This is a genomic window from Parabacteroides goldsteinii DSM 19448 = WAL 12034 (assembly GCF_000969835.1).
Lineage (GTDB): Bacteria > Bacteroidota > Bacteroidia > Bacteroidales > Tannerellaceae > Parabacteroides > Parabacteroides goldsteinii.
Genome location: NZ_KQ033912.1, coordinates 293,253 through 312,916 on the forward strand (window position 1 = coordinate 293,253; position 19,664 = coordinate 312,916).

Here is a 19,664-nt window from a genome sequence, read left to right on the forward strand (position 1 = left end):
AAAAATGCTACTCTGCGTCTTCGCTTACTTTCTTTTCATAAGCACTACGCAGGCAGATAGTGATATAACCGAATAAGAGACCGATCGTACAATAAATCATCTCCGTCAGAGCTGCCGTAGCAAAAGTGGCATTCGGCACATAATTCATAAAGGCGAAGAAAGCACCTGCACCAATAAACAACGCCGGTACTAAGGACAGCCATTCGCTCCGCTCACAGAAAATAGCACAGAAAGCAATCACTCCTACCGCCACAGGTACGGCAAAGAATCCCAGAGCAGGCGTCATCGCACCGCCTAGAACCATAATAACAATGGAGGCAGCAATACCGATCGCATAAGCAATAAAGGCTTTTATCCCTCCCCTCACCGTACAACCGGCCAGGAAGTAAACCGCCCACGACTGAAAAGAGATCCAACTAAAACCGACATTTCCTTCGGGAGGCACAGAGGTGTACAACAACTGGTCCAATGCCTGTATTAGGCATGCTAAAACACCAATAATCACGGGAATCAAAACAAACTTTTTTAGTGTCATTGTGGTAAAAGATTTAAATGAGTAATTAGATATAGAATATAGTGATTTTCGTACCTCTCACGGCAAATATATTAATTTAACTGATAAAACACAACACGAAAAGACAGATAACAACTTGTTATTGTGCAAAATAGACTATTCACATCACCCTGATATATATTCCCGACAGTCTAATAATTAACAGTTTCAGCCAACAAAAAATGGCCGATCTCTTCAGACCGGCCACCTTAAATTTTAGTTTCAAATATATCCTAAAGGACTTTATTTCGCATAACTTACAGCACGGGTTTCGCGGATAACCGTAATCTTTACCTGCCCCGGATAAGTCATTTCGTCCTGTATCTTCTTTGCGATTTCGTTTGACAGGTTTTCCGTATCCTTGTCGTCGATCTTATCTGCCCCAACAATAACGCGAAGTTCGCGGCCTGCCTGGATAGCATAAGTCTTCACAACACCCGGATAAGAAAGAGCCAATTGTTCCAGATCGTTCAAACGTTTGATATAAGCCTCAACGATTTCACGACGGGCACCCGGACGAGCTCCGGAGATAGCGTCACAAACCTGAACAATCGGTGCCAGCAATGTCTGCATCTCAACCTCATCGTGGTGGGCACCTACTGCATTGCAAATATCCGGTTTTTCCTTATATTTTTCGCAAAGCTTCATACCCAGGATTGCGTGCGGCAATTCCGGTTCATCATCAGGCACCTTACCAATATCATGTAACAAACCTGCACGTTTCGCTTTCTTCGGGTTCAATCCTAATTCAGAAGCCATCACGGCACAAAGGTTAGCCGTTTCACGGGCATGCTGCAACAGGTTCTGACCATAAGAAGAACGGTATTTCATCTTACCGATCATACGGATCAGTTCAGGATGCAGTCCATGAACACCCAGGTCGATCACCGTACGTTTACCGGTTTCAACCACTTCGTCTTCCACCTGTTTTTTAACTTTCGTCACCACCTCTTCGATACGGGCCGGATGGATACGTCCGTCCTGTACCAACTGGTGCAATGCCAGACGGGCAATCTCACGGCGAACCGGGTCAAAGCCGGAAAGAACGATCGCTTCGGGGGTATCGTCGACAACGATCTCAATACCGGTAGCTGCTTCCAGGGCACGGATGTTACGGCCTTCACGTCCAATGATACGTCCTTTGATCTCATCCGATTCGATATGGAATACGGTAATGGAGTTTTCGATAGCAGTTTCAGTCGCTACACGTTGGATAGACTGGATAACGATCTTCTTTGCTTCTTTATTAGCCGTCATCTTCGCTTCTTCCATGATTTCATTGATATAAGAAGTTGCTTCCGATTTGGCTTCGTCTTTCAACGATTCGATCAGGCGTTCTTTCGCCTCATCGGCAGAAAGTCCGGAAAGGGCTTCCAGCTGCTCGATCTCCCGTTGATGAAGTTTTTCCAAATCCTGTTTTCTTCTATCTACCAATTCCAATTGAGTAGCCAGATTTTCTTTCACCGCATCAATCTCGCAGTTTTTACGCTGCAAATCTTCCTGACGCTGGTTGAGTGTCAGTTCACGTTGTTTCAACTTACCTTCGGCCGACTGGATCTTTGCGTTCCTTGCCGATACTTGTTTTTCCAGATCCGCTTTCAGATGAAGGAATTTTTCCTTTACTTCCAGCAATTTGTTTTTCTTGATCACTTCCGCTTCCTTCTCGGCTTCCCTCAGTACGGAATCGTACCTCGACTTCAGAAGAAAACGCATGCTCAACCACGTCAACAACCCTCCTATCAGGAGAGCTACAATTGATGATATGATTATATACACTGTCATTTTACTTATAATTTAAATTCATATATATAAAACAAAAAAAGCACTACAATACACGACAACCGTGCAGAGCAGTGCGGAAACTCTTCTTACAATTATATTATAATTACTTATCCTTCAAATACTGTTCCAACTCACCCGTGAGTTCCTGTATCTTATCTGTAATAGGACTTGTATCGTTTTTATCTTCCAATTGCAAATTAGTCATAGACAATTGAAAAGCAACCATGGCTAACAAATCTTTTACATCCACATCGGACTGAGCAAAATTTTGCCGATACTGATTGATCTTATTACGTATCTGCTTGGCGGCATCCCGCGCCAACTGCTCGTCTTTCCGATCAATCCAAAGACCGTAACTCTTTTCGGCTATATCTAAATGTATAAGAAATTTATCGTCCATCGCTTCTATTCGTTTAATAGTGCAATGCACTTGTCTACTTCCCGCACTAACTTCGATAAACGCATCCTTGCACTTTTCATTTCCCCTTCATTTACGGAAACGACTCTTGCTGTCAGCAGTTTATCGCATTTGGTATTCAACTCTTCAATCGTTTTTATTGCCTGCTTCAGTTCTGCTTCCTTATGGTTCAAAACAGTTGTGAGCTCGTCGATCTTATGGTTTTGCTTATTACATAATTCCATTAAATCACGAACTCTAACCTCAAATACAGCCAACAATCTCTTTTGATCTTCGGTCATTTCACACCAAATTCTAGACAAAAGTAAAATTTAGAATTGAATTAAACAACAAGGCGGTCTGTTTTTTTAAACAGAAAACATCCAAACACACAAAAGGCCGTCCAAATAATATCCGAACAGCCCTCCTAACCAAGTATCGGTTACGCGATTAGATCAACGCAACAAATAATTCACCTTCAATCTCTTCGAAAGACAACTTTCCTTCTTTTGCTAACCAACCAAATGCAGCATACATGTCTTTTTCTGCTTTGATCTTAGTTGCTTTCTTTACTGCCTTAACACTCATTTTTCCGCCTTCGTTTAAAACTGTCCAAACAAGGCCGGCGTTTGTACCAATCAATTCGATCATTTTCTTTTTCGTTTTGTTAATTCGTTAACGGGGGCAAATTTATAGATTAATCGATTAAAACAAAAGGAAATAGATGTTTTTTAGCATAAAAACGGGTGTTTTTGAGGTTTCTAAACATAATTAACGCGTTTATAACATAATTTTCACTCTACTTTCAGGCGTAATCAACTCCATTTCCAAATTAGTTGTTGATACATATCGGGTTAATAGGGACACCCCATAGGTCAACGCCTCTTGCAGGCCATCTTTTCCGGAGTATCCGTTTATAATCATTAACAGCTTTCCCGTATTCATGTCGATCTTGGTTCGTTCTTCATCGCTGGTCGGAGTACCAACGCCTCCCTGATTATCGCGATAGACCGGGAGGCCGGCTATATTCAGTTCGCCACGGCCTATTCCATGATAAATCTCGCCTTCCCGACCGACACCCAGCACCAGATCTCCGTCAATCTTACCGGCATCGAACCCGCCGATAGAATAACCGCTCTGAATAGATAGGAGATTGATTATATCGACCAATGTATCTATTTTATATAAGGGTAATTCTCGGAGGATACGCCGGCGAAGCGCTTCCGCCGAAGGACGGTAACGGTTCGGATCTTTCCCCAGACGCTTATAAGCCTGCCTGGTTGCCTGGATAGGAGGAAATTTGTTTATATCTTCCAGTTTGCAGGTTGTGCGGATATGGGTTTCCACTTCTGTTATTTCTTTCCACAATTGTTCGTCCGAAACGGTGTTTACCACGTCGCATTCCACAACGGCGACATGCAGGTCCGGGCAAGCCTTCGCTATTTCTTCCGAGATAGAAACATGTATCATATAGTATTACTCTTTAATCATTATACCGGACAGGATACGTCCGCTTTTTATTCCCACCCGGCGGGCGGAGAAAAAATCTTCATGATGCTGATAGGTGCAGATTCCGGAAACTTCAATACGCTCCGGCAATAATCCGGATTGCAGCAACTGGATACGGTTTGCCTCCCAGAGGTCGATATGGGCTTTACCGGTCTGAGCGTTTCGTTCCATGATACGATTCATATCCACACGAGTCTCCCTGAAAGCATCGACCACCTCCTCGCCCACCTCGAAAGCCTCCTTACTGATCGACGGGGCGATACCCGCCATCATCAGGGCAGGATCACAGGAATAACGGTCCGCCATACAACGGATGGTTTTAGCAACGATCTGCTTTACCGTTCCCCGCCATCCGGCATGGATAGCCGCCACCACTTTCTTATCCGGCGCATAGACCAGAACCGGGACACAGTCTGCCGTAGAGACAGCGATGCAGATTCCCGGTATATCCGTCACCAGTGCATCTTTTCCGTACATCTCCTGCTGTTGGGCATCAATACAACTTATTTCCGCTTCATGCACCTGACAAGGCGCAAAAATCCTTTCGGGAGAAATTCCCATTGCATCCGAAAGAAGCTGACGGTTCATCCGGACGGAAGCCGGATCGTCACCGCTGAACTCTCCCGGATTCATCGTCGCATAATTACCCTGGCTCACTCCTCCGTGACGGGTCGTTATAAAATGAGAAATGTTGCATTCTCCGCTTAATCCGGAGAATTGCAACATTTCTACTGTATTACTTTTCAGTTTCTTCATCTTCGTCGTCCCACTCGTATTCTTCATACTCTTCATCCGGATCGTCATCGTCGACAGGAAAGACGAAATCATCGTCATCATCATCCAGCGGTATCGAACTGACATCGATGTTCTGGTGGACGATGTTCTCGACTTCGTGGAAGGTTTCCTTATTCAGTTCCTTCCACAACAGGTCTTTCAACTCCGTAATACCCTGCTGGGTAATGGAAGAGATAAACACATGCGGAATGCCTTCGGGTAAATCCTCCGACAGGGCTTCGATCAGCTCGTCATCCAGCATATCACTCTTGGTGATTGCCAGCACACGGCTTTTACCCAACAATTCGGGATTGTATTTTACCAGTTCGTTATGAAGGATCTCGTATTCCTTTTTAATATCGTCGGTATCCGCCGGAATCATAAACAGAAGCAGCGAGTTTCGTTCGATATGGCGAAGGAAACGGAGTCCGAGACCTTTCCCTTCACTGGCACCTTCAATAATACCGGGAATATCGGCCATCACGAATGAACGATGGTCACGATAACTTACGATACCCAGGTTCGGTTCCAGTGTCGTGAACGGATAGTTCGCAATCTTCGGCTTAGCTGCTGATACGACAGAAAGCAAAGTCGACTTTCCGGCATTCGGAAAACCTACCAGCCCCACATCTGCCAACAACTTCAATTGCAGGATGACTTTGCGTTCCTGAGCCGGTTCGCCCGGTTGAGCATAACGGGGTGCCTGGTTGGTTGATGTCTTGAAATGCCAGTTGCCTTGTCCGCCACGACCACCTTTCAGCAGCATAACTTCCTGTCCGTCTTCGGTCACGTCGCAGATATATTCGCCGGTTTCGGCATCATATACTACAGTTCCGCACGGCACTTCGATCACCCGATCTTCACCGTCTTTTCCGAAACTGCGCTTGGCACTGCCGCCTTCGCCGTTCGTTGCCATGATATGACGTTCGAACTTCAGATGCAGGAGGGTCCAGTAATTCCGGTTGCCACGAAGATACACATGGCCTCCTCGCCCCCCGTCGCCTCCGTCGGGGCCTCCTTTCGGAATATATTTCTCACGACGAAAGTGAGAAGACCCTCTTCCGCCCTTTCCCGAGCGGCAATAGATCTTTACGTAATCTACAAAGTTTGATTCAGCCATAAAAAATAATTATTTAATGTGATAATATGCCAATGTGCCAATGAAGAAACCCTTATTGGCATATCGGCACATTGTTTAATTTACAAATTATTGATCGCTTCTTTGATACGATCGAAGATTTCTTCGACTGTACCCATTCCGTGGATACCGACGTGTTTGCCTTCTCCCACATAGTAATCTGCCAAAGGTGCTGTCTGTTTGTGATAAACATCCAGTCTCGATTTGATTGTTTCGAGGTTATCGTCCGAACGTCCCGATACTTTGCCGCGTTCCAGCAGACGAGAAATCAGTTCTTCTTCTTCAACCTGCAGGTTCAGCATCACTGAAACATCCGTACCGCGTTTGTTCAGCATTTCTTTCAATGCTTTTGCCTGCGGGATAGTACGGGGGAAACCATCGAAGATAACACCTTTTGAACTGGCTTTGCTGTCCAATACTTTGGCAAGCATATCAACGATCAGTTCATCCGGTACAAGCTGACCTTTTTCAATATAATCCTTAGCGATCTTACCAAGTTCGGTTTCACCTTTCATTTCAGCACGCAATACATCACCAGTTGAAATGTGATCCAAACCATACTCTTTAATGATCAACTCACTCTGTGTTCCTTTTCCTGAACCCGGAGCTCCAAAAATAACAACGTTCAACATAATATTGTTCCTTATTTATAAATGTATTTTTCAGTTATCAAACTCACCTGTAAGCTGTCATCTGTCAACTATTAACTGTCACCTTGTAAATATCCCGGTAGGCACGCCCCATTTCATCATAATCCAGCCCGTAACCGACAATAAAGTCGCTTGGTATCTGCAAACCGACATAGTCAGGCTTCAGATCGCATTTCAGGGAATCGGGTTTGAAGAGCATGGTTGCCAGCTTGACATCCGCCGCACCGTCATTTCTCAGCTTATCCATAACAAACTGCATGGTGTAACCGGTATCGATAATGTCTTCCAGCAGGATCAGGGTACGTCCTTTCACATCGGCCTGCACCGGCATAATCTCACGAACAACTCCGGTGCTATTAAGGCCACGATAAGAAGAATAGCGGGCAAACGTAATTTCGTAGTAGGTGTCCATCTGCCGCATCAGTTCTGCGGTAAACATGAACGCCCCGTTCAATATGCCTACGAACAGAGGGTTAGTATCTCCTACATCTGCCTTAATCTGTTTAGCCATCTTCGCAATGGCATCCTTGATCTCCTTCTCCGGGATAAACAGTTCAAATTCTTTATCTTTTAATCGGATCTTGTCCATATACCGTTTATTTTTCGAGGGAGCAAAGGTACAATATTTTCAGTGAAGCACAAAAAGATTTTACTTCCTGCTTTCAGTCAGGATATTTCCGTCCATCATGCGGATTAAACGTCCTGCCATCCGGGCATTTTCTTCCGAGTGTGTCACCATGACGACAGTTGAACCTTCCTTGTTGAGTTCGAGAAGCAGATTCATGACTTCGTTTCCGTTCACCGAATCCAGGTTTCCGGTCGGTTCGTCCGCCAGGATGATCTTGGGATTCGTTACAATGGCACGGGCAATAGCCACGCGCTGTTGCTGTCCGCCGGAAAGCTGCTGCGGATAATGTTCCGTACGATGGGCAATCTGCATCCGGTCGAGTGCGGCATTTACCCTCGCAACCCGTTCCTTTACCGGGACTCCGGCATATAAAAGAGGCAATTCTACATTCTCAAAGACCGTCAGTTCGTCTATCAGGTTAAAACTCTGAAAGACAAATCCCAGATTACCGTTCCGCAAGTCTGTCCGGTTATTCTCCGTATAACGTGAAACTTCTTCTTCCAGAAACCACAACTCGCCGGATGTCGGATTATCCAGCAACCCCAACAGGTTCAGTAATGTCGATTTACCACAACCCGAAGGCCCCATTACTGCAACGAACTCTCCCTGGTTTATTTCCAGATTAATACCGTTCAAGGCTGTAGTCTCAACACTCTCCGTACGAAATACTTTCGTTAAATTTACTGCTTTTATCATGATGCTTATTTTATTATTCTTATTCATTTATTCATATCTCAACGACTCCACCGGATTCCGAGAAGCTGCCCGCCAGGTCTGTGCTACAACTGTCAGGAAGGTTATCAGCAGGATAATCAGTCCCGCCAGCGGAAACAGCCACCAACTGATAGGAGTCTGATAGGCAAAATTACTCAGCCAGCGAACCATCAGAAGATAACCGACCGGACAGGCTACCACAAAGGCGATTCCCACCCAAATCATATATTCCCGGCAAAACATACGGACAATGCGGTCGGAATGCGCACCGTTCACTTTCCGGATACCTATTTCCTTCGTCCGCTGTGCGGTTGCCAGGGCAACCAGTCCCAGTACGCCCATCATGGCGACAACGATTGCCAGGACGGTAAAGATCAGAAACATCCGGCTCAACTGCTGTTCATGGGCATAATTCAGGTTCAACGCATCGGAAAAGAAACGGTAGGAAAACACATTGTCCGGGCGCATCTCTTCATATTTCTCTTTCAGGAACTTCAATGTCCCCGCCTTATTCTCCGGAGAGATCTTTATATACATTGTATTCAATAATTGACGGGAATAATAGATGTAAGCCGGTTTGACCTCCTCACGCAACGACTGAAAATGAAAATCCTTCACCACACCGACAATCCGCGCAGTCTCCCCGAACCATCCTTTATTCTGAACGACCATGCCTACCGGGTCTTTCACCTGCATCATCTTCCAGGCGGTTTCATTAATGACTACCGGCGACTCCTTCTGATAAGTGCCATCCATATAGGCATTCTTGTCGGCACCGAAAGATTCGCCTTTCAGCAAGGTCACTCCCAATGTCTTCATAAAATTGCCGTCCCCCACAACACCGACCATTTTCAGCGAATCGACCTGTCCGTTTTCACCCATCCAACTGAAAACGGCTTCTTCCGTCTTATGTCCCCGAAGGTAATTCGACAAGTCCACGCCTCCCGCCACATTCCCGACATTCGGATTTTTCATTACTTCCTGCCTATAATCATCTATTCCCTGGTTGCCGTAGTAGGCCATCAGTTCGAATACATCACAATCCACGACGACCATATCTTCCTTATCCAGTCCGAGGTCTGCATTTTGCAGGTAATGAAGCTGACGGAAGACTACCGAAGTGGAAAAAAGCATCGTAATGGCAATGACAAACTGCACACACACCAAGCCTTTGATAAGCGTCCCTTTCCGGCCGGTTGCCTTTCCGCCTTTAAAGGCCAGCAAAGGGTTGAACGACGACATATAGAAAGCAGGGAACGCTCCTGCCAGACTCCCGACTCCTATTATACCGAACAGGATAAATAACATAGTCTGCCAGTTAAACAACAAAACAATATCTTTCCCGACAAACCGGTTGAAGAAAGGCAACAACAATTCCGTCAGTGCCAACGCCAGGACCAGCGAAAGGAAAGCCTGAACCAGACTCTCGGACAGGAACTGCGTAATCAGCATCTTCCGTTTCGCCCCTGTCACCTTCCGGACACCGATCTCCTTATAACGCAGCGATGCACGGGCAGTCGACAAAGTGGTAAAGTTGAATGCCCCCATAAAAATAATCAACAGGGCCAACGCCATAAACAACCAGATTTGCGACATATTTCCGTAATTATCGACCGACGGGTCTTTAAATGAGGTATGTAAATGAATATCTTTCAATGGCTGGAACTCCAACGGCCTCCCGTCTTCCCGCTGATTTATCCAGGTACGGCCCATAGCCTTCCGGTCAGCTTCCGATAATACGGAGCCTTTCCTCAACTGGATATATACATTCGTTCCTTCCGCAAAATCCCAGCTCAGCGGTTCAAAATAGGCCTGTTCACTCAGCAACACTTCAAACCGGATATGGCTTTTACGGGGCACTTTCAGGACTGCCGCCACTTTATAACGGTGAACTTGCCCCAGAAACTGACAGGTGACATCTTTACCGACAGCCGGAGAATCTCCGAACAACTTCTTTGCCGTAGACTCCGCCAGCACGATCTGCTGCGGGTCTTTCTTCATCAGGGCGGGATCGCCCGCTATCACCGGGAAACTGAACATATCAAAGAAGGCCGTATCCACAAATGTATACTTCGCTTCGATCAGATTTGCTCCCGAATGAAGGTTCAGCATACCGAAGTTGAGCACAAAGGTTGCATTCTCCACCTGTGGGAACTCCTCCCGTAATGCTTTACTCAACGGGGCCACCGTGTAAGCTGATTCTTTCATTTCCCCACCGTCTTTCCGGTCTACGGCAATCACCCGGTAGACAGAGTCGCGGTTCCTGTGGAAATCTTCGAATGTCAGCTCATCCACTATCCAGAGATAAATCAGGAAAGCGGCTGTCATTCCCAGCACGAAACCCAGCATATTGATAGATGAAAACAGAAAACTCCGTTTTATCAACCGGATGGCTACTTTTATATAATGCTTAATCATATCGTTCTTATTTATTGTTATTTTATTCATACCGTAATGATTGTACCGGGTTCCTGGATGCGGCACGCCAGGTCTGCGCTATAACGGTCGACAGCGTTATCAGCAGGATAATGCCGCCCGATAGCGGGAAAAGCCACCAACTGATCGTTGTCTGATAAGCAAAGCCACTCAGCCATCTCAGCATGAACAGGTAGCCGAGCGGACAGGCGACCACAAAGGCAATGCCTACCCAAATCGCATATTCCCGGCAAAACATACGGACAATACGGTCGGAATGCGCACCGTTCACTTTCCGGACACCGATCTCCTTCGTTCGCTGTACCGTTGAAAGAGTCACCAGGCCGAACACGCCCATCATCGCCACGATAATAGCCAACACGGTAAAGATCAGAAACATCTGGCTTTGTTGCCGTTCGCGGGTATAATTCTCATTCAGGACATCCGTCAGGAAACGGTAATTAAAGAGCATATCCGGACGTGCCTCCTCATATTTCTCTTTCAGGAACTTCAGAGTCTCCGCCTGTTTCTCTGCCGAGATCCGAACATACATATAATTAAACAACTGAACCGTATAATAAAAGAATGCAGGTTTTATCTTCTCCCGCAACGGCTGGAAGTTAAAGTCTTTCACAACACCAACGACCCTGGAATTACGAATGCCGATGCCACCGCCAGCCAGCAGCATACCGACCGGATTCTCTACTTTCAGCATCTTCCATGCCGTTTCATTGATAACGATCGGCGATTCTTGTGCATAAGAGCCATCCCAGTAATGGTCGGGATTTGAGCCGAACGTTTCTCCTTTCAACAATGTCAACCCCAATGTTGGAATAAAGTCGCTGTCTCCGACCATTCCTACCATCTTCACCGAGTCTGTTTTCCCGTTCTCATCTTCCCACCTGAACATATTTTCTTCAAAGCTATATCCTTGCAGGTAGTTGGTTATCTCCACACCCAACGCCACACTCTTCACATACGGATTTTTAAGTATCTCCTGCTTGAAACCGTCTGCTCCCCGGCGCCAGTCCAAAACATCGACCTCAATCAGATGTTCCTTATTCAATCCCAGATCGGCATTCTGCAAATAATGGAGTTGCTTGAATATGATAGTCGTACAAATAATCATGGTTATCGCGATTACGAACTGTAGACAGACCAGCCCTTTGATCAATCTCCCCTTCTTACCGGTCGCCTGCCCTCCCTTGAAGGCCAGCAGCGGACTGAACGACGACATATAGAATGCAGAAAAAGAGCCTGCCAGGCAACCGACTCCGACAATACCGAACAGCACAAACAACAAGGTCTGCCAATTGAATTGCAAAGTAATATCCTTCTCAACAAACATATTAAAAAATGGCAACAGCAATTCCGTCAGCGCCAGCGCCAACAGCAACGAGATAAAAGCCTGCACCAGACTTTCCGACAGGAACTGCATGATCAGCTTCTTCCTTTTCGCCCCGTTCACCTTCCGGACGCCTATCTCCTTGGAACGCAAAGAAGCACGGGCAGTCGATAAAGTCATAAAATTAAATGCCCCCATAAAAATGATCAGGGCAGCCAACGCCGCAAAAAGGTAAATCTGCTGCATATTCCCGTGATTATACACATCGTTGGGTTCCTTAAATGCTGTGCGCAGATGGATATCTTTCAACGGTTGGAAGGCCAGGGGCTTTCCCCATTGCGAATGCTTCACCCAGAGGTCGCGCATGGCCAGCCGGTCGGCATCCGTCAAAGAGGTTCCTTTCTTTAGTTGGATAAAAACGTGCATCCTCTCCGAGAATCCCCAAAGTTCATCTTTTATTTCGTCCCACAAATAAGAATCCCAACTTGCCAGTACCTCAAACTGTATATGACTCTTGCGGGGCACTTTCAATACCGCCGCTACCTTATAATATTTTTTATTGAATTTACAGGTGACCTCTTTTCCTATAGCCGATGTTTTACCGAACAGCTTCTCCGCAATCGCCTCTGAGAGCACGACCATCTGAGGGTCTTTCTTCAGCAGGGACGGATCGCCTGCCACAACCGGAAAACTGAATACATCAAAGAATGTCGTATCGACATATCCATAGTTAGCCTCAACTCCTACATCCCCGGCGTAAATATCATATTTACCACCATACTTTATAAAGGTCGCATTCTCCACCTTCGAAAAATCCTTCCGGAACACTTCGCTAAGCGGGGTAACCGTAGAGGGAACCTGCCCTTTTGCAGACTGCTCTTCACGGATCACCCGGTAAATATAGTCTCCGTTCTTATTAAAATCTTCAAATGTCAGCTCATCCACTATCCAGAGATAGATCAGGAAAGCGGCTGTCATCCCCAACACAAATCCCAGCATATTGATAGATGAAAACAGAAAACTCCGCTTTATCTGCCGGATGGCTACTTTCACATAATGTTTAAACATGGTCATTTTATTAATCAGTTCATATCTTGCTATAAGTAATCAACATTCATGCCATTTTTCTAACCGGCTAGCCATCAGTAATATGTAATATACAGAGACTACGACTACCGTACGATATCGTACAGTTCCCCATACGTTTCCGTACGGTACTTCACCGGCAACTAACCCGAAACACCGGATGAACTAATTCTTTTCTCCTGATTAAGTAATATTTTAGTCCTCTATTTTATTTCTTTCCCCCTTGCTGAAAATCAATTTTTAGCATGCTCAAAATTAATTTGATGCATGCCCGAAATTGATTTTGTGCTAGCTCAAAAGCAAAAAATCTAAGAAGAAAAATAATAGATATCAGGGAGGTAAACATTAAAAGTTCGTTTAGTTGGGATTAGTTTACCGGCTATCCGGAAATTTTACCTAAGTTTGGGCCATCTAATCAATACATGAAGAAGGAATATCATGGCAGTACGACAAGGAAAAATATTAGTTATCGACGACAACGAAGACATTCTCTTTACATTGAAAATGCTGCTCCGGCCTTTGGCTGAAAGCGTTACGACCTGCACAAGCCCTAAAGAGATCAACCGGCTCGTATCGACTACCAAATACAATGTCATCCTGCTCGATATGAATTTCACGGCAGATGCCGTTAGCGGAAAAGAAGGTTTTTACTGGCTGGAACGTATCCGCGAAATATCTCCCGAGACTGTCGTCATCCTGATCACAGCCTATTCGGATACGGAAAAGGCCGTCCGCGCCATCAAAGCGGGAGCCACCGATTTCATCCCTAAGCCCTGGCAGAACGAGAAGATGCTGGCAACCATCTCGTCGGCACTCGAACTCAGCCTGCGGCGCGGAGAAGTGCAGACGCTGAAAGAACAGAAGTCTGTCCTCACCACGACGGAGCCGGAGCTGGAAGTGATCGGCGAATCTCCCGCCATGGAAAAGATATTCAAGACGGTAGAAAAGTTGAAGAATGCGGATGCCAACATTCTTTTGCAGGGCGAAAACGGGACGGGAAAAGACCTGATTGCTTATACGCTCCACAAACAATCGTCACGCAACCAGGAGGCTTTCGTGCCTATCGACCTGGGAAGCATCCCGCACAACCTGTTTGAAAGCGAACTGTTCGGCTACGAAAAAGGAGCTTTTACGGATGCAAATAAAAGCAAGTCGGGACGTTTTGAGATCGCATCCGGCGGCACGCTCTTTCTGAACGAGATCGGAAACCTGCCACTTATGCTCCAATCCAAACTGCTTACGGTGATCGAACAGCAAAAGATAAACCGCCTGGGATCGACCAAGGAGACTTCCATCAATGTCCGGCTGATCTGCGCAACCAATACCGACCTTCATGCCGCCGTACAGGACGGCAGTTTCCGGCAGGACCTGCTTTACCGCATCAATACGATCGAGATTTTCATTCCTCCCTTGCGGGAAAGGGGAAACGACATCTCTCTCCTGGCGGATCATTTCCTGAAACGGTACAGCCATAAATATAAGAAAGAGATAGAAGGCTTCTCACGGGAGGCGCGTCAGCTTCTGAAACAATACAACTGGCCGGGCAACGTCCGCGAACTGCAACATGTCATTGAACGGGCCGTCATCCTTTCTGACCAGAAAAAGTTGCAGTACGACGACTTCATGCTTCGTACTCCCGTTTCCAGCTACCGCGAAAAGGAAGAAAAGTTCAACCTGGAAGAGCTGGAAAAGAAAACCATACAGGAGGCTTTGCATCATTGCTCCGGCAATCTGACACAGGCTGCCGACTTATTAGGTATTACGCGTACATCTTTATATAGGCGACTGGAAAAATACGGTTTATGAAACAATACTCGAAAAAAGCTATCGGACTGATCCTTTTAATAGTAATCACCAGCCTGGTTCTTGCCTTTTTGGTGGCGGGACAGTTTTATATTTCCGCTTTCATTGCCGGCATGATTCTCCTGATAGAAGCCTGGTACCTGCTCCGGCAGATGGAACGGAGCGACCGGCTATTCCGGCATTTTGTCTGGTCGGTACGCTATTCCGACTTCCTTTCCTCGGGTGCAACACCCCAGGAACCGTCGGATGCCCTCCCGCAAGAACTGACCGAAGCGGTGGAAGAGGCTTTGCAATTCTATAAGAAACATCTTCAGCAAAAGGAAAGCCAACTGCAATATTTCCAGGCACTGGCCAATCATATCGACCTCTCCGTCTTCGTTTATTCTCCCGAAACGGGACAGGTCGAATGGATGAACCAGGCAGCCAAAATACAAACCGGCCTGAACTTTGCCGAAACGATAGACGATCTGGCAGCTTACCATCCGGAACTTCCTGCCCGGCTGCGCATCCTGCATCCCGGTGAACTGTCTATCCTGCAAGTCCGCCGCCAGGAAGATTACTCGCAACTGATCCTGTCATCCATGTCATTCGTGGTATTGAACAAGCCGCTTACCGTCGTCAGCATGAAGAATATCCGCTCGGTACTGGAAAATAAAGAGACGGAAGCCTGGCAGAAGCTCATCCGGGTTCTCACACATGAGATCATGAATTCCATGACACCGATCGTATCCCTCTCCGAGTTATTGAAAAGCAAACAGACTTCGGATCCTATCACGGACGAGGAACGCGAAGAGATACATCAGGCTGTCGACACCATCTTCCGGAGAAGCAGCGGCCTGGTCCGCTTCGTTGAGAACTATAGAAAAGTGACCGGCATTCCTACCCCCGTCCCCGAAATTATACCTGTCGACAGCTTGCTCGACAATGTCGCCCTGCTATTCAGGGAGGAAACGGATAGCATAAAAGTCCTGCCTTCGGCATCGCATTTACAGGTCATCGCCGACAAAGCTCTGATCGAACAGATACTGATCAATCTGATAAAAAATGCGCTGGATGCGACACAGGAATGTGAGAATCCCCGGATAGAACTATCGGCAGGGATCAATGCGGAAGGTAAAAACTATATTCAGGTCAGCGATAATGGGACAGGCATTCCGGCAGACGTCCAGGAGCGCATCTTCATACCGTTCTTTACGACCAAGCCTGTCGGTTCCGGTATCGGACTCAGTATTTCCCGGCAGATCATGTATATGCACAAAGGCAGCCTGACCGTTATCTCGGAAGCAGGGAAAGGAAGCCGTTTCCTGCTTACTTTCGCCTGATTGGCGAAAATGCTTCCTTTCCTTTTTAAAAAAGGGGGAACAACATAGCAAAGTTTGTTATACATTTGTATGCTGAATAAACTTCTGATATCCTACAGTTATGATAAAGATATTTCCAACAGACAAAGTAAAAGAACTCGATCAATACACAATCCAGAACGAACCGATCAGTTCTATCGACTTAGTAGAACGCGCCTCAACGGTCTTCGTGCACGAATTTTGCCGCCGTTACTCCAAGCAAACCCGTATCATCGTATTTGCCGGACAGGGAAACAATGGTGCCGACGCACTCGCTATCGCACGGCTATTGAAGGACGAATGTTACAGGGTTGAAACTTATCTGTTCAACCCGACCGAGCATCTTTCTTTTGATTGTGAGATGAACAAGCAACGGATACTCGGATTGGAGAAGGTTGAATTTACCGAAGTGGTAGCCGACTTCGTTCCTCCGGTACTGACCGACCGCGATGTCGTGATCGACGGTTTGTTCGGTTCCGGCCTGAACCGTCCGTTGACCGGCGGTTTTGCTGCAATGGTAAAATATATCAACCAGTCGGATGCTACGATCGTATCTATCGATATTCCCTCCGGATTGTTCGGGGAGAATAACCAGACGAATGATCTGGATTCTATCGTAAGGGCAAGCCTGACGCTGACATTCGGATTCCCGAAACTGGCTTTCTTCTTCCCCGAAAATGCTCAGTATGTCGGTGAGTGGAAAGTGTTGGACATCGGTATTCACCCGGATATCGTCGATAATACGTCTACTCCTTATATGATGGTGACGGAAGACGATATCTCCGAAGTATTCCAGCCCCGCGATAAATTCTCCCATAAAGGGACTTTCGGTCACGCATTACTCATTGCCGGAAGCAAAGGAAAGATGGGAGCCGCCCTGCTTGCCGCCCGTTCATGCCTGAGAAGCGGTACGGGATTACTGACCGTGCATATCCCGCAACGTGGCGAAGTCATTATGCAGGCAGCTTTTCCGGAAGCCATGATCAGCTTCGATCCGCATGCCGACTATTTCACGACCGTGCCCGAAATATCCATCTATTCCGCTATCGGTGTAGGACCTGGATTAGGACAACATCTCGAATCGGCCGCCGCCCTGGAACGTCTGTTGCAGACAACCGACAAGCCGGTCGTGCTGGATGCCGATGCATTAAACCTGATCGCTTCCAATAAAGATTTATTGAACCGCATTCCTCCGCGCAGCATCCTCACACCGCATCCGAAGGAGTTCGACCGTATCGCCGGAGAAAGCAACAGCATGTTCGAGCGCCTGAAGAAAGCACAGTCTTTTGCTATCGAACATAAACTGTGTGTAGTACTTAAAGGCACTTATACGGCAACCTGCACGGCAAGCGGCAACGTATATTTCAACAGCTGTGGCAATCCGGGCATGGCGACAGCCGGCAGCGGCGATGTCCTGACCGGCATTATTCTCGGACTGCTGGCTCAAGGAGCAGAACCCGAAACGGCTGCTGTTTCAGGAGTTTTCCTTCATGGCACGGCTGGCGACCTGGCAGCTGTTTACCGTTCGGAAGAAAGTATGATTGCCGGAGACATCACCGATATGCTCGGAAAAGCATTCAAGCAAATCAAATAAACAGATAAAGTTATTTCCCATTTATACCGGTAGCCGGCCCCTATTCAGGTCCGGCTACTTTTTTTATACAGCCAGACTCTGCTTAATATTCAATACGCTTATCCTCCTTCCCGAATAACTTCCAAAATATAACATTCATTATCAACTTCTGTTTCAAAAAAAAGCGATATATTCGGCCACCAAATATACGCAAATGACAAGTAAACCCCGAAATATTATTTTATACTTTCTGCTAATCTGTATCCTGTGCTTTTCTTCCTGTTCCAAGAGGAGTTCTGCCTCATCAGAACTATTGCAGGCAGAAAAATTAATGGAAACACTTCCTGACAGTGCGCTGGCCATTCTCAACAAGATACCATCACCCGAAACATTATCAAACAGGGAATATGCCTCTTATTGCCTGCTGTTTACGCAGGCTTTAGATAAAAACTATATTACAATTACTTCCGACTCATTGATAAAAAAGGCCGTCACTTATTATGAAAACCATAATGATATTGCCTCACTGGCGTTATCATATTATTATATGGGAAGAACCTATTTCGATATGCAGGATGCCTTACAAGCACAACAAGCCTATTTGAAAGCATTGGAATTAGGTGAAAGCCTGAACTCCACAGACCTGCTTATAAAAATAAACAATAGCCTCGGAACGCTTTATTCTTATCAGGACATTTACGAAACAGCGTTACCACTTTACAAAAAAACACTATCTCTTTTGGAAGGGAGTAACGACTCAACCAGAATATCTCTCGCTCTGCGCAATACTGCCCGTGTCTTTACAGAAACACAACAATTGGATAGTGCTATATATTATTATCAGCAAGCGATAAAAACAGCCACCCCTGAAAGTTCATCTTCTTTATACAATGATTTAGGTAGTTTATACATGAAAATCGGTCAATATGAAGAAGCGGGCGATTGCATACAAAAATCAATACAAACTTGCTTTACTCCCAGTCTGGAATACCATTTATTTCTAACATACGGAGAATATTTATTAAAAACAGCACAATACGATTCTGCCCAATACTATTTGAGCCAAAGTTTACAGAGTCCCAATATCTATACCCAGGCAGGCAGTTTATACTTTTTAGCCCAGATAAAAAGAAAGAAATCCGACTTTACAGACTATTTCAAGTATTGGGACCATTATGAACAACTGAGGGATTCAATCAGGGTCAACTCTCATTATGAAAATATACGCATGACACAGAGCATGTTCAACTACCAACACATAGCAGATGAGAAACTAAAGTATGAACAAGAGGCAGCCAGACAAATGATCATAATATATCAAATACTGATCATCACGGTCTTTCTGTTTCTCACCGGCTTTTTCTTTTTCAAAAAAGAACAGAAGAAAAAGAAAAAGCTACTTGACCTGAAAGAGCAACAATACAAACAAAGCCAACAACATATAGAAGATAATAAACAACAGATCAAATATCTGGAAAACGCACTCTCCAACGGACAGGAAACGCTGAGTGACGTAAAAAAACAACTGTTCGAAACCCAAAAGCTAATGCTGGAAATGGAGAACAGACAAATCTCTTTAAAACAAAATACATTAGAGATATTAGAACATGATCTCAAAAAGTCTGCTTTATATATCAAAATACATAAGACCGAAACCGGACTTACGGAAAGCGAATGGTCAGAACTGGGTTTACTGATCGATGCGACTTATTCCGATTTCTCAAAACGTATTTTTGACTTATCTCCATATGTCTCTACTGAAGAATTACGAGTCTGTTACCTGGTCAAAATTGGCATTCCTGTTAAAAAGATTGCATCATTGATGAGATTAACAAGCTCCGGAGTCACACAATGCCGGAAAAGACTGTATAAAAAATTGACACATGAGCCTGAAAGTACCGAGAAATTCGACCAATTTATAGCTGATTTATAACAACTTATCAATTGTCAACATTTT

Annotated in this window: 17 protein-coding genes; 4 read left to right on the forward strand and 13 right to left on the reverse strand. The window is 45.7% G+C overall.

The window, feature by feature from the left end:
* Nucleotides 1-7 precede the first annotated feature (7 nt).
* The 13 genes from HMPREF1535_RS01440 to HMPREF1535_RS01500 all read right to left on the reverse strand — a co-directional run bounded on the left by HMPREF1535_RS01440 (nucleotide 8) and on the right by HMPREF1535_RS01500 (nucleotide 12,973).
* The gene (locus tag HMPREF1535_RS01440; RefSeq protein ID WP_007659027.1) at nucleotides 8-535 is read right to left on the reverse strand and encodes a DUF1097 domain-containing protein; all 528 of its coding nucleotides are present in this window, start codon (nucleotides 533-535) and stop codon (nucleotides 8-10) included.
* A gap of 261 nt (nucleotides 536-796) precedes the next feature.
* Entirely contained in the window at nucleotides 797-2,335 is a 1,539-nt protein-coding gene (rny, locus tag HMPREF1535_RS01445; protein ID WP_007659029.1) for a ribonuclease Y, read from the reverse strand.
* Nucleotides 2,336-2,438: 103 nt separating this feature from the next.
* Nucleotides 2,439-2,735: a cell division protein ZapA gene (locus HMPREF1535_RS01450; protein WP_007659031.1), complete on the reverse strand. Its 297-nt coding sequence runs from the start codon at nucleotides 2,733-2,735 to the stop codon at nucleotides 2,439-2,441.
* A 5-nt stretch (nucleotides 2,736-2,740) separates the two neighbouring features.
* On the reverse strand, nucleotides 2,741-3,034 hold the full coding sequence (locus HMPREF1535_RS01455; RefSeq protein WP_007659032.1) for a hypothetical protein: 294 nt from the start codon (nucleotides 3,032-3,034) through the stop codon (nucleotides 2,741-2,743).
* A gap of 148 nt (nucleotides 3,035-3,182) precedes the next feature.
* A complete protein-coding gene (locus HMPREF1535_RS01460; protein ID WP_007659033.1) occupies nucleotides 3,183-3,383 on the reverse strand; it encodes a winged helix-turn-helix domain-containing protein in 201 nt (66 codons plus the stop codon).
* A gap of 129 nt (nucleotides 3,384-3,512) precedes the next feature.
* Nucleotides 3,513-4,202: a B3/B4 domain-containing protein gene (locus tag HMPREF1535_RS01465; protein WP_046145087.1), complete on the reverse strand. Its 690-nt coding sequence runs from the start codon at nucleotides 4,200-4,202 to the stop codon at nucleotides 3,513-3,515.
* A 6-nt stretch (nucleotides 4,203-4,208) separates the two neighbouring features.
* Entirely contained in the window at nucleotides 4,209-5,033 is an 825-nt protein-coding gene (gene pgeF / locus HMPREF1535_RS01470) for a peptidoglycan editing factor PgeF (protein WP_046145088.1), read from the reverse strand.
* The gene (gene obgE, locus HMPREF1535_RS01475; RefSeq protein ID WP_007659037.1) at nucleotides 4,978-6,135 is read right to left on the reverse strand and encodes a GTPase ObgE; all 1,158 of its coding nucleotides are present in this window, start codon (nucleotides 6,133-6,135) and stop codon (nucleotides 4,978-4,980) included. The genes pgeF and obgE overlap by 56 nt, the downstream gene beginning before the upstream one ends.
* 80 nt (nucleotides 6,136-6,215) lie before the next feature.
* Nucleotides 6,216-6,785: an adenylate kinase gene (locus HMPREF1535_RS01480; protein WP_007659038.1), complete on the reverse strand. Its 570-nt coding sequence runs from the start codon at nucleotides 6,783-6,785 to the stop codon at nucleotides 6,216-6,218.
* Nucleotides 6,786-6,849: 64 nt separating this feature from the next.
* Nucleotides 6,850-7,392 (reverse strand): hypoxanthine phosphoribosyltransferase, encoded by a 543-nt coding sequence (gene hpt / locus HMPREF1535_RS01485; protein ID WP_046145089.1) that lies wholly within the window; start codon nucleotides 7,390-7,392, stop codon nucleotides 6,850-6,852.
* Nucleotides 7,393-7,452: 60 nt separating this feature from the next.
* Nucleotides 7,453-8,127, reverse strand: a complete 675-nt coding sequence (locus HMPREF1535_RS01490; protein ID WP_007659043.1) for an ABC transporter ATP-binding protein — start codon at nucleotides 8,125-8,127, stop codon at nucleotides 7,453-7,455.
* A 27-nt stretch (nucleotides 8,128-8,154) separates the two neighbouring features.
* On the reverse strand, nucleotides 8,155-10,563 hold the full coding sequence (locus tag HMPREF1535_RS01495; RefSeq protein WP_007659044.1) for an ABC transporter permease: 2,409 nt from the start codon (nucleotides 10,561-10,563) through the stop codon (nucleotides 8,155-8,157).
* Nucleotides 10,564-10,585: 22 nt separating this feature from the next.
* Nucleotides 10,586-12,973 carry an ABC transporter permease gene (locus HMPREF1535_RS01500; protein ID WP_007659045.1) on the reverse strand — a complete coding sequence of 796 codons (2,388 nt, stop codon included), beginning with the start codon at nucleotides 12,971-12,973 and terminating at the stop codon, nucleotides 10,586-10,588.
* Nucleotides 12,974-13,429: 456 nt separating this feature from the next.
* Between HMPREF1535_RS01500 and HMPREF1535_RS01505 the strand changes: the two genes are divergently transcribed.
* From HMPREF1535_RS01505 to HMPREF1535_RS01520, 4 genes are all read left to right on the forward strand, one after another.
* Nucleotides 13,430-14,797, forward strand: a complete 1,368-nt coding sequence (locus HMPREF1535_RS01505; RefSeq protein WP_007659046.1) for a sigma-54-dependent transcriptional regulator — start codon at nucleotides 13,430-13,432, stop codon at nucleotides 14,795-14,797.
* Nucleotides 14,794-16,116, forward strand: coding sequence for a sensor histidine kinase (locus HMPREF1535_RS01510; protein WP_007659047.1), 1,323 nt, complete (start codon nucleotides 14,794-14,796; stop codon nucleotides 16,114-16,116). The genes HMPREF1535_RS01505 and HMPREF1535_RS01510 overlap by 4 nt, the downstream gene beginning before the upstream one ends.
* 100 nt (nucleotides 16,117-16,216) lie before the next feature.
* Nucleotides 16,217-17,728 (forward strand): bifunctional ADP-dependent NAD(P)H-hydrate dehydratase/NAD(P)H-hydrate epimerase, encoded by a 1,512-nt coding sequence (locus HMPREF1535_RS01515; protein WP_046145090.1) that lies wholly within the window; start codon nucleotides 16,217-16,219, stop codon nucleotides 17,726-17,728.
* A 310-nt stretch (nucleotides 17,729-18,038) separates the two neighbouring features.
* Nucleotides 18,039-19,640: a tetratricopeptide repeat protein gene (locus HMPREF1535_RS01520; protein ID WP_233584437.1), complete on the forward strand. Its 1,602-nt coding sequence runs from the start codon at nucleotides 18,039-18,041 to the stop codon at nucleotides 19,638-19,640.
* The last annotated feature ends 24 nt before the right edge of the window (nucleotides 19,641-19,664 follow it).

Bases quoted from the DNA above. Each gene is read 5' to 3' on its own strand.
- HMPREF1535_RS01440 (WP_007659027.1), bottom strand. From the start codon at position 535: ATGACACTAAAAAAGTTTGTTTTGATTCCCGTGATTATTGGTGTTTTA.
- rny (WP_007659029.1), bottom strand. From the start codon at position 2,335: ATGACAGTGTATATAATCATATCATCAATTGTAGCTCTCCTGATAGGA.
- HMPREF1535_RS01450 (WP_007659031.1), bottom strand. From the start codon at position 2,735: ATGGACGATAAATTTCTTATACATTTAGATATAGCCGAAAAGAGTTAC.
- HMPREF1535_RS01455 (WP_007659032.1), bottom strand. From the start codon at position 3,034: ATGACCGAAGATCAAAAGAGATTGTTGGCTGTATTTGAGGTTAGAGTT.
- HMPREF1535_RS01460 (WP_007659033.1), bottom strand. From the start codon at position 3,383: ATGATCGAATTGATTGGTACAAACGCCGGCCTTGTTTGGACAGTTTTA.
- HMPREF1535_RS01465 (WP_046145087.1), bottom strand. From the start codon at position 4,202: ATGATACATGTTTCTATCTCGGAAGAAATAGCGAAGGCTTGCCCGGAC.
- pgeF (WP_046145088.1), bottom strand. From the start codon at position 5,033: ATGAAGAGTATGAAGAATACGAGTGGGACGACGAAGATGAAGAAACTG.
- obgE (WP_007659037.1), bottom strand. From the start codon at position 6,135: ATGGCTGAATCAAACTTTGTAGATTACGTAAAGATCTATTGCCGCTCG.
- HMPREF1535_RS01480 (WP_007659038.1), bottom strand. From the start codon at position 6,785: ATGTTGAACGTTGTTATTTTTGGAGCTCCGGGTTCAGGAAAAGGAACA.
- hpt (WP_046145089.1), bottom strand. From the start codon at position 7,392: ATGGACAAGATCCGATTAAAAGATAAAGAATTTGAACTGTTTATCCCG.
- HMPREF1535_RS01490 (WP_007659043.1), bottom strand. From the start codon at position 8,127: ATGATAAAAGCAGTAAATTTAACGAAAGTATTTCGTACGGAGAGTGTT.
- HMPREF1535_RS01495 (WP_007659044.1), bottom strand. From the start codon at position 10,563: ATGATTAAGCATTATATAAAAGTAGCCATCCGGTTGATAAAACGGAGT.
- HMPREF1535_RS01500 (WP_007659045.1), bottom strand. From the start codon at position 12,973: ATGTTTAAACATTATGTGAAAGTAGCCATCCGGCAGATAAAGCGGAGT.
- HMPREF1535_RS01505 (WP_007659046.1), top strand. From the start codon at position 13,430: ATGGCAGTACGACAAGGAAAAATATTAGTTATCGACGACAACGAAGAC.
- HMPREF1535_RS01510 (WP_007659047.1), top strand. From the start codon at position 14,794: ATGAAACAATACTCGAAAAAAGCTATCGGACTGATCCTTTTAATAGTA.
- HMPREF1535_RS01515 (WP_046145090.1), top strand. From the start codon at position 16,217: ATGATAAAGATATTTCCAACAGACAAAGTAAAAGAACTCGATCAATAC.
- HMPREF1535_RS01520 (WP_233584437.1), top strand. From the start codon at position 18,039: ATGGAAACACTTCCTGACAGTGCGCTGGCCATTCTCAACAAGATACCA.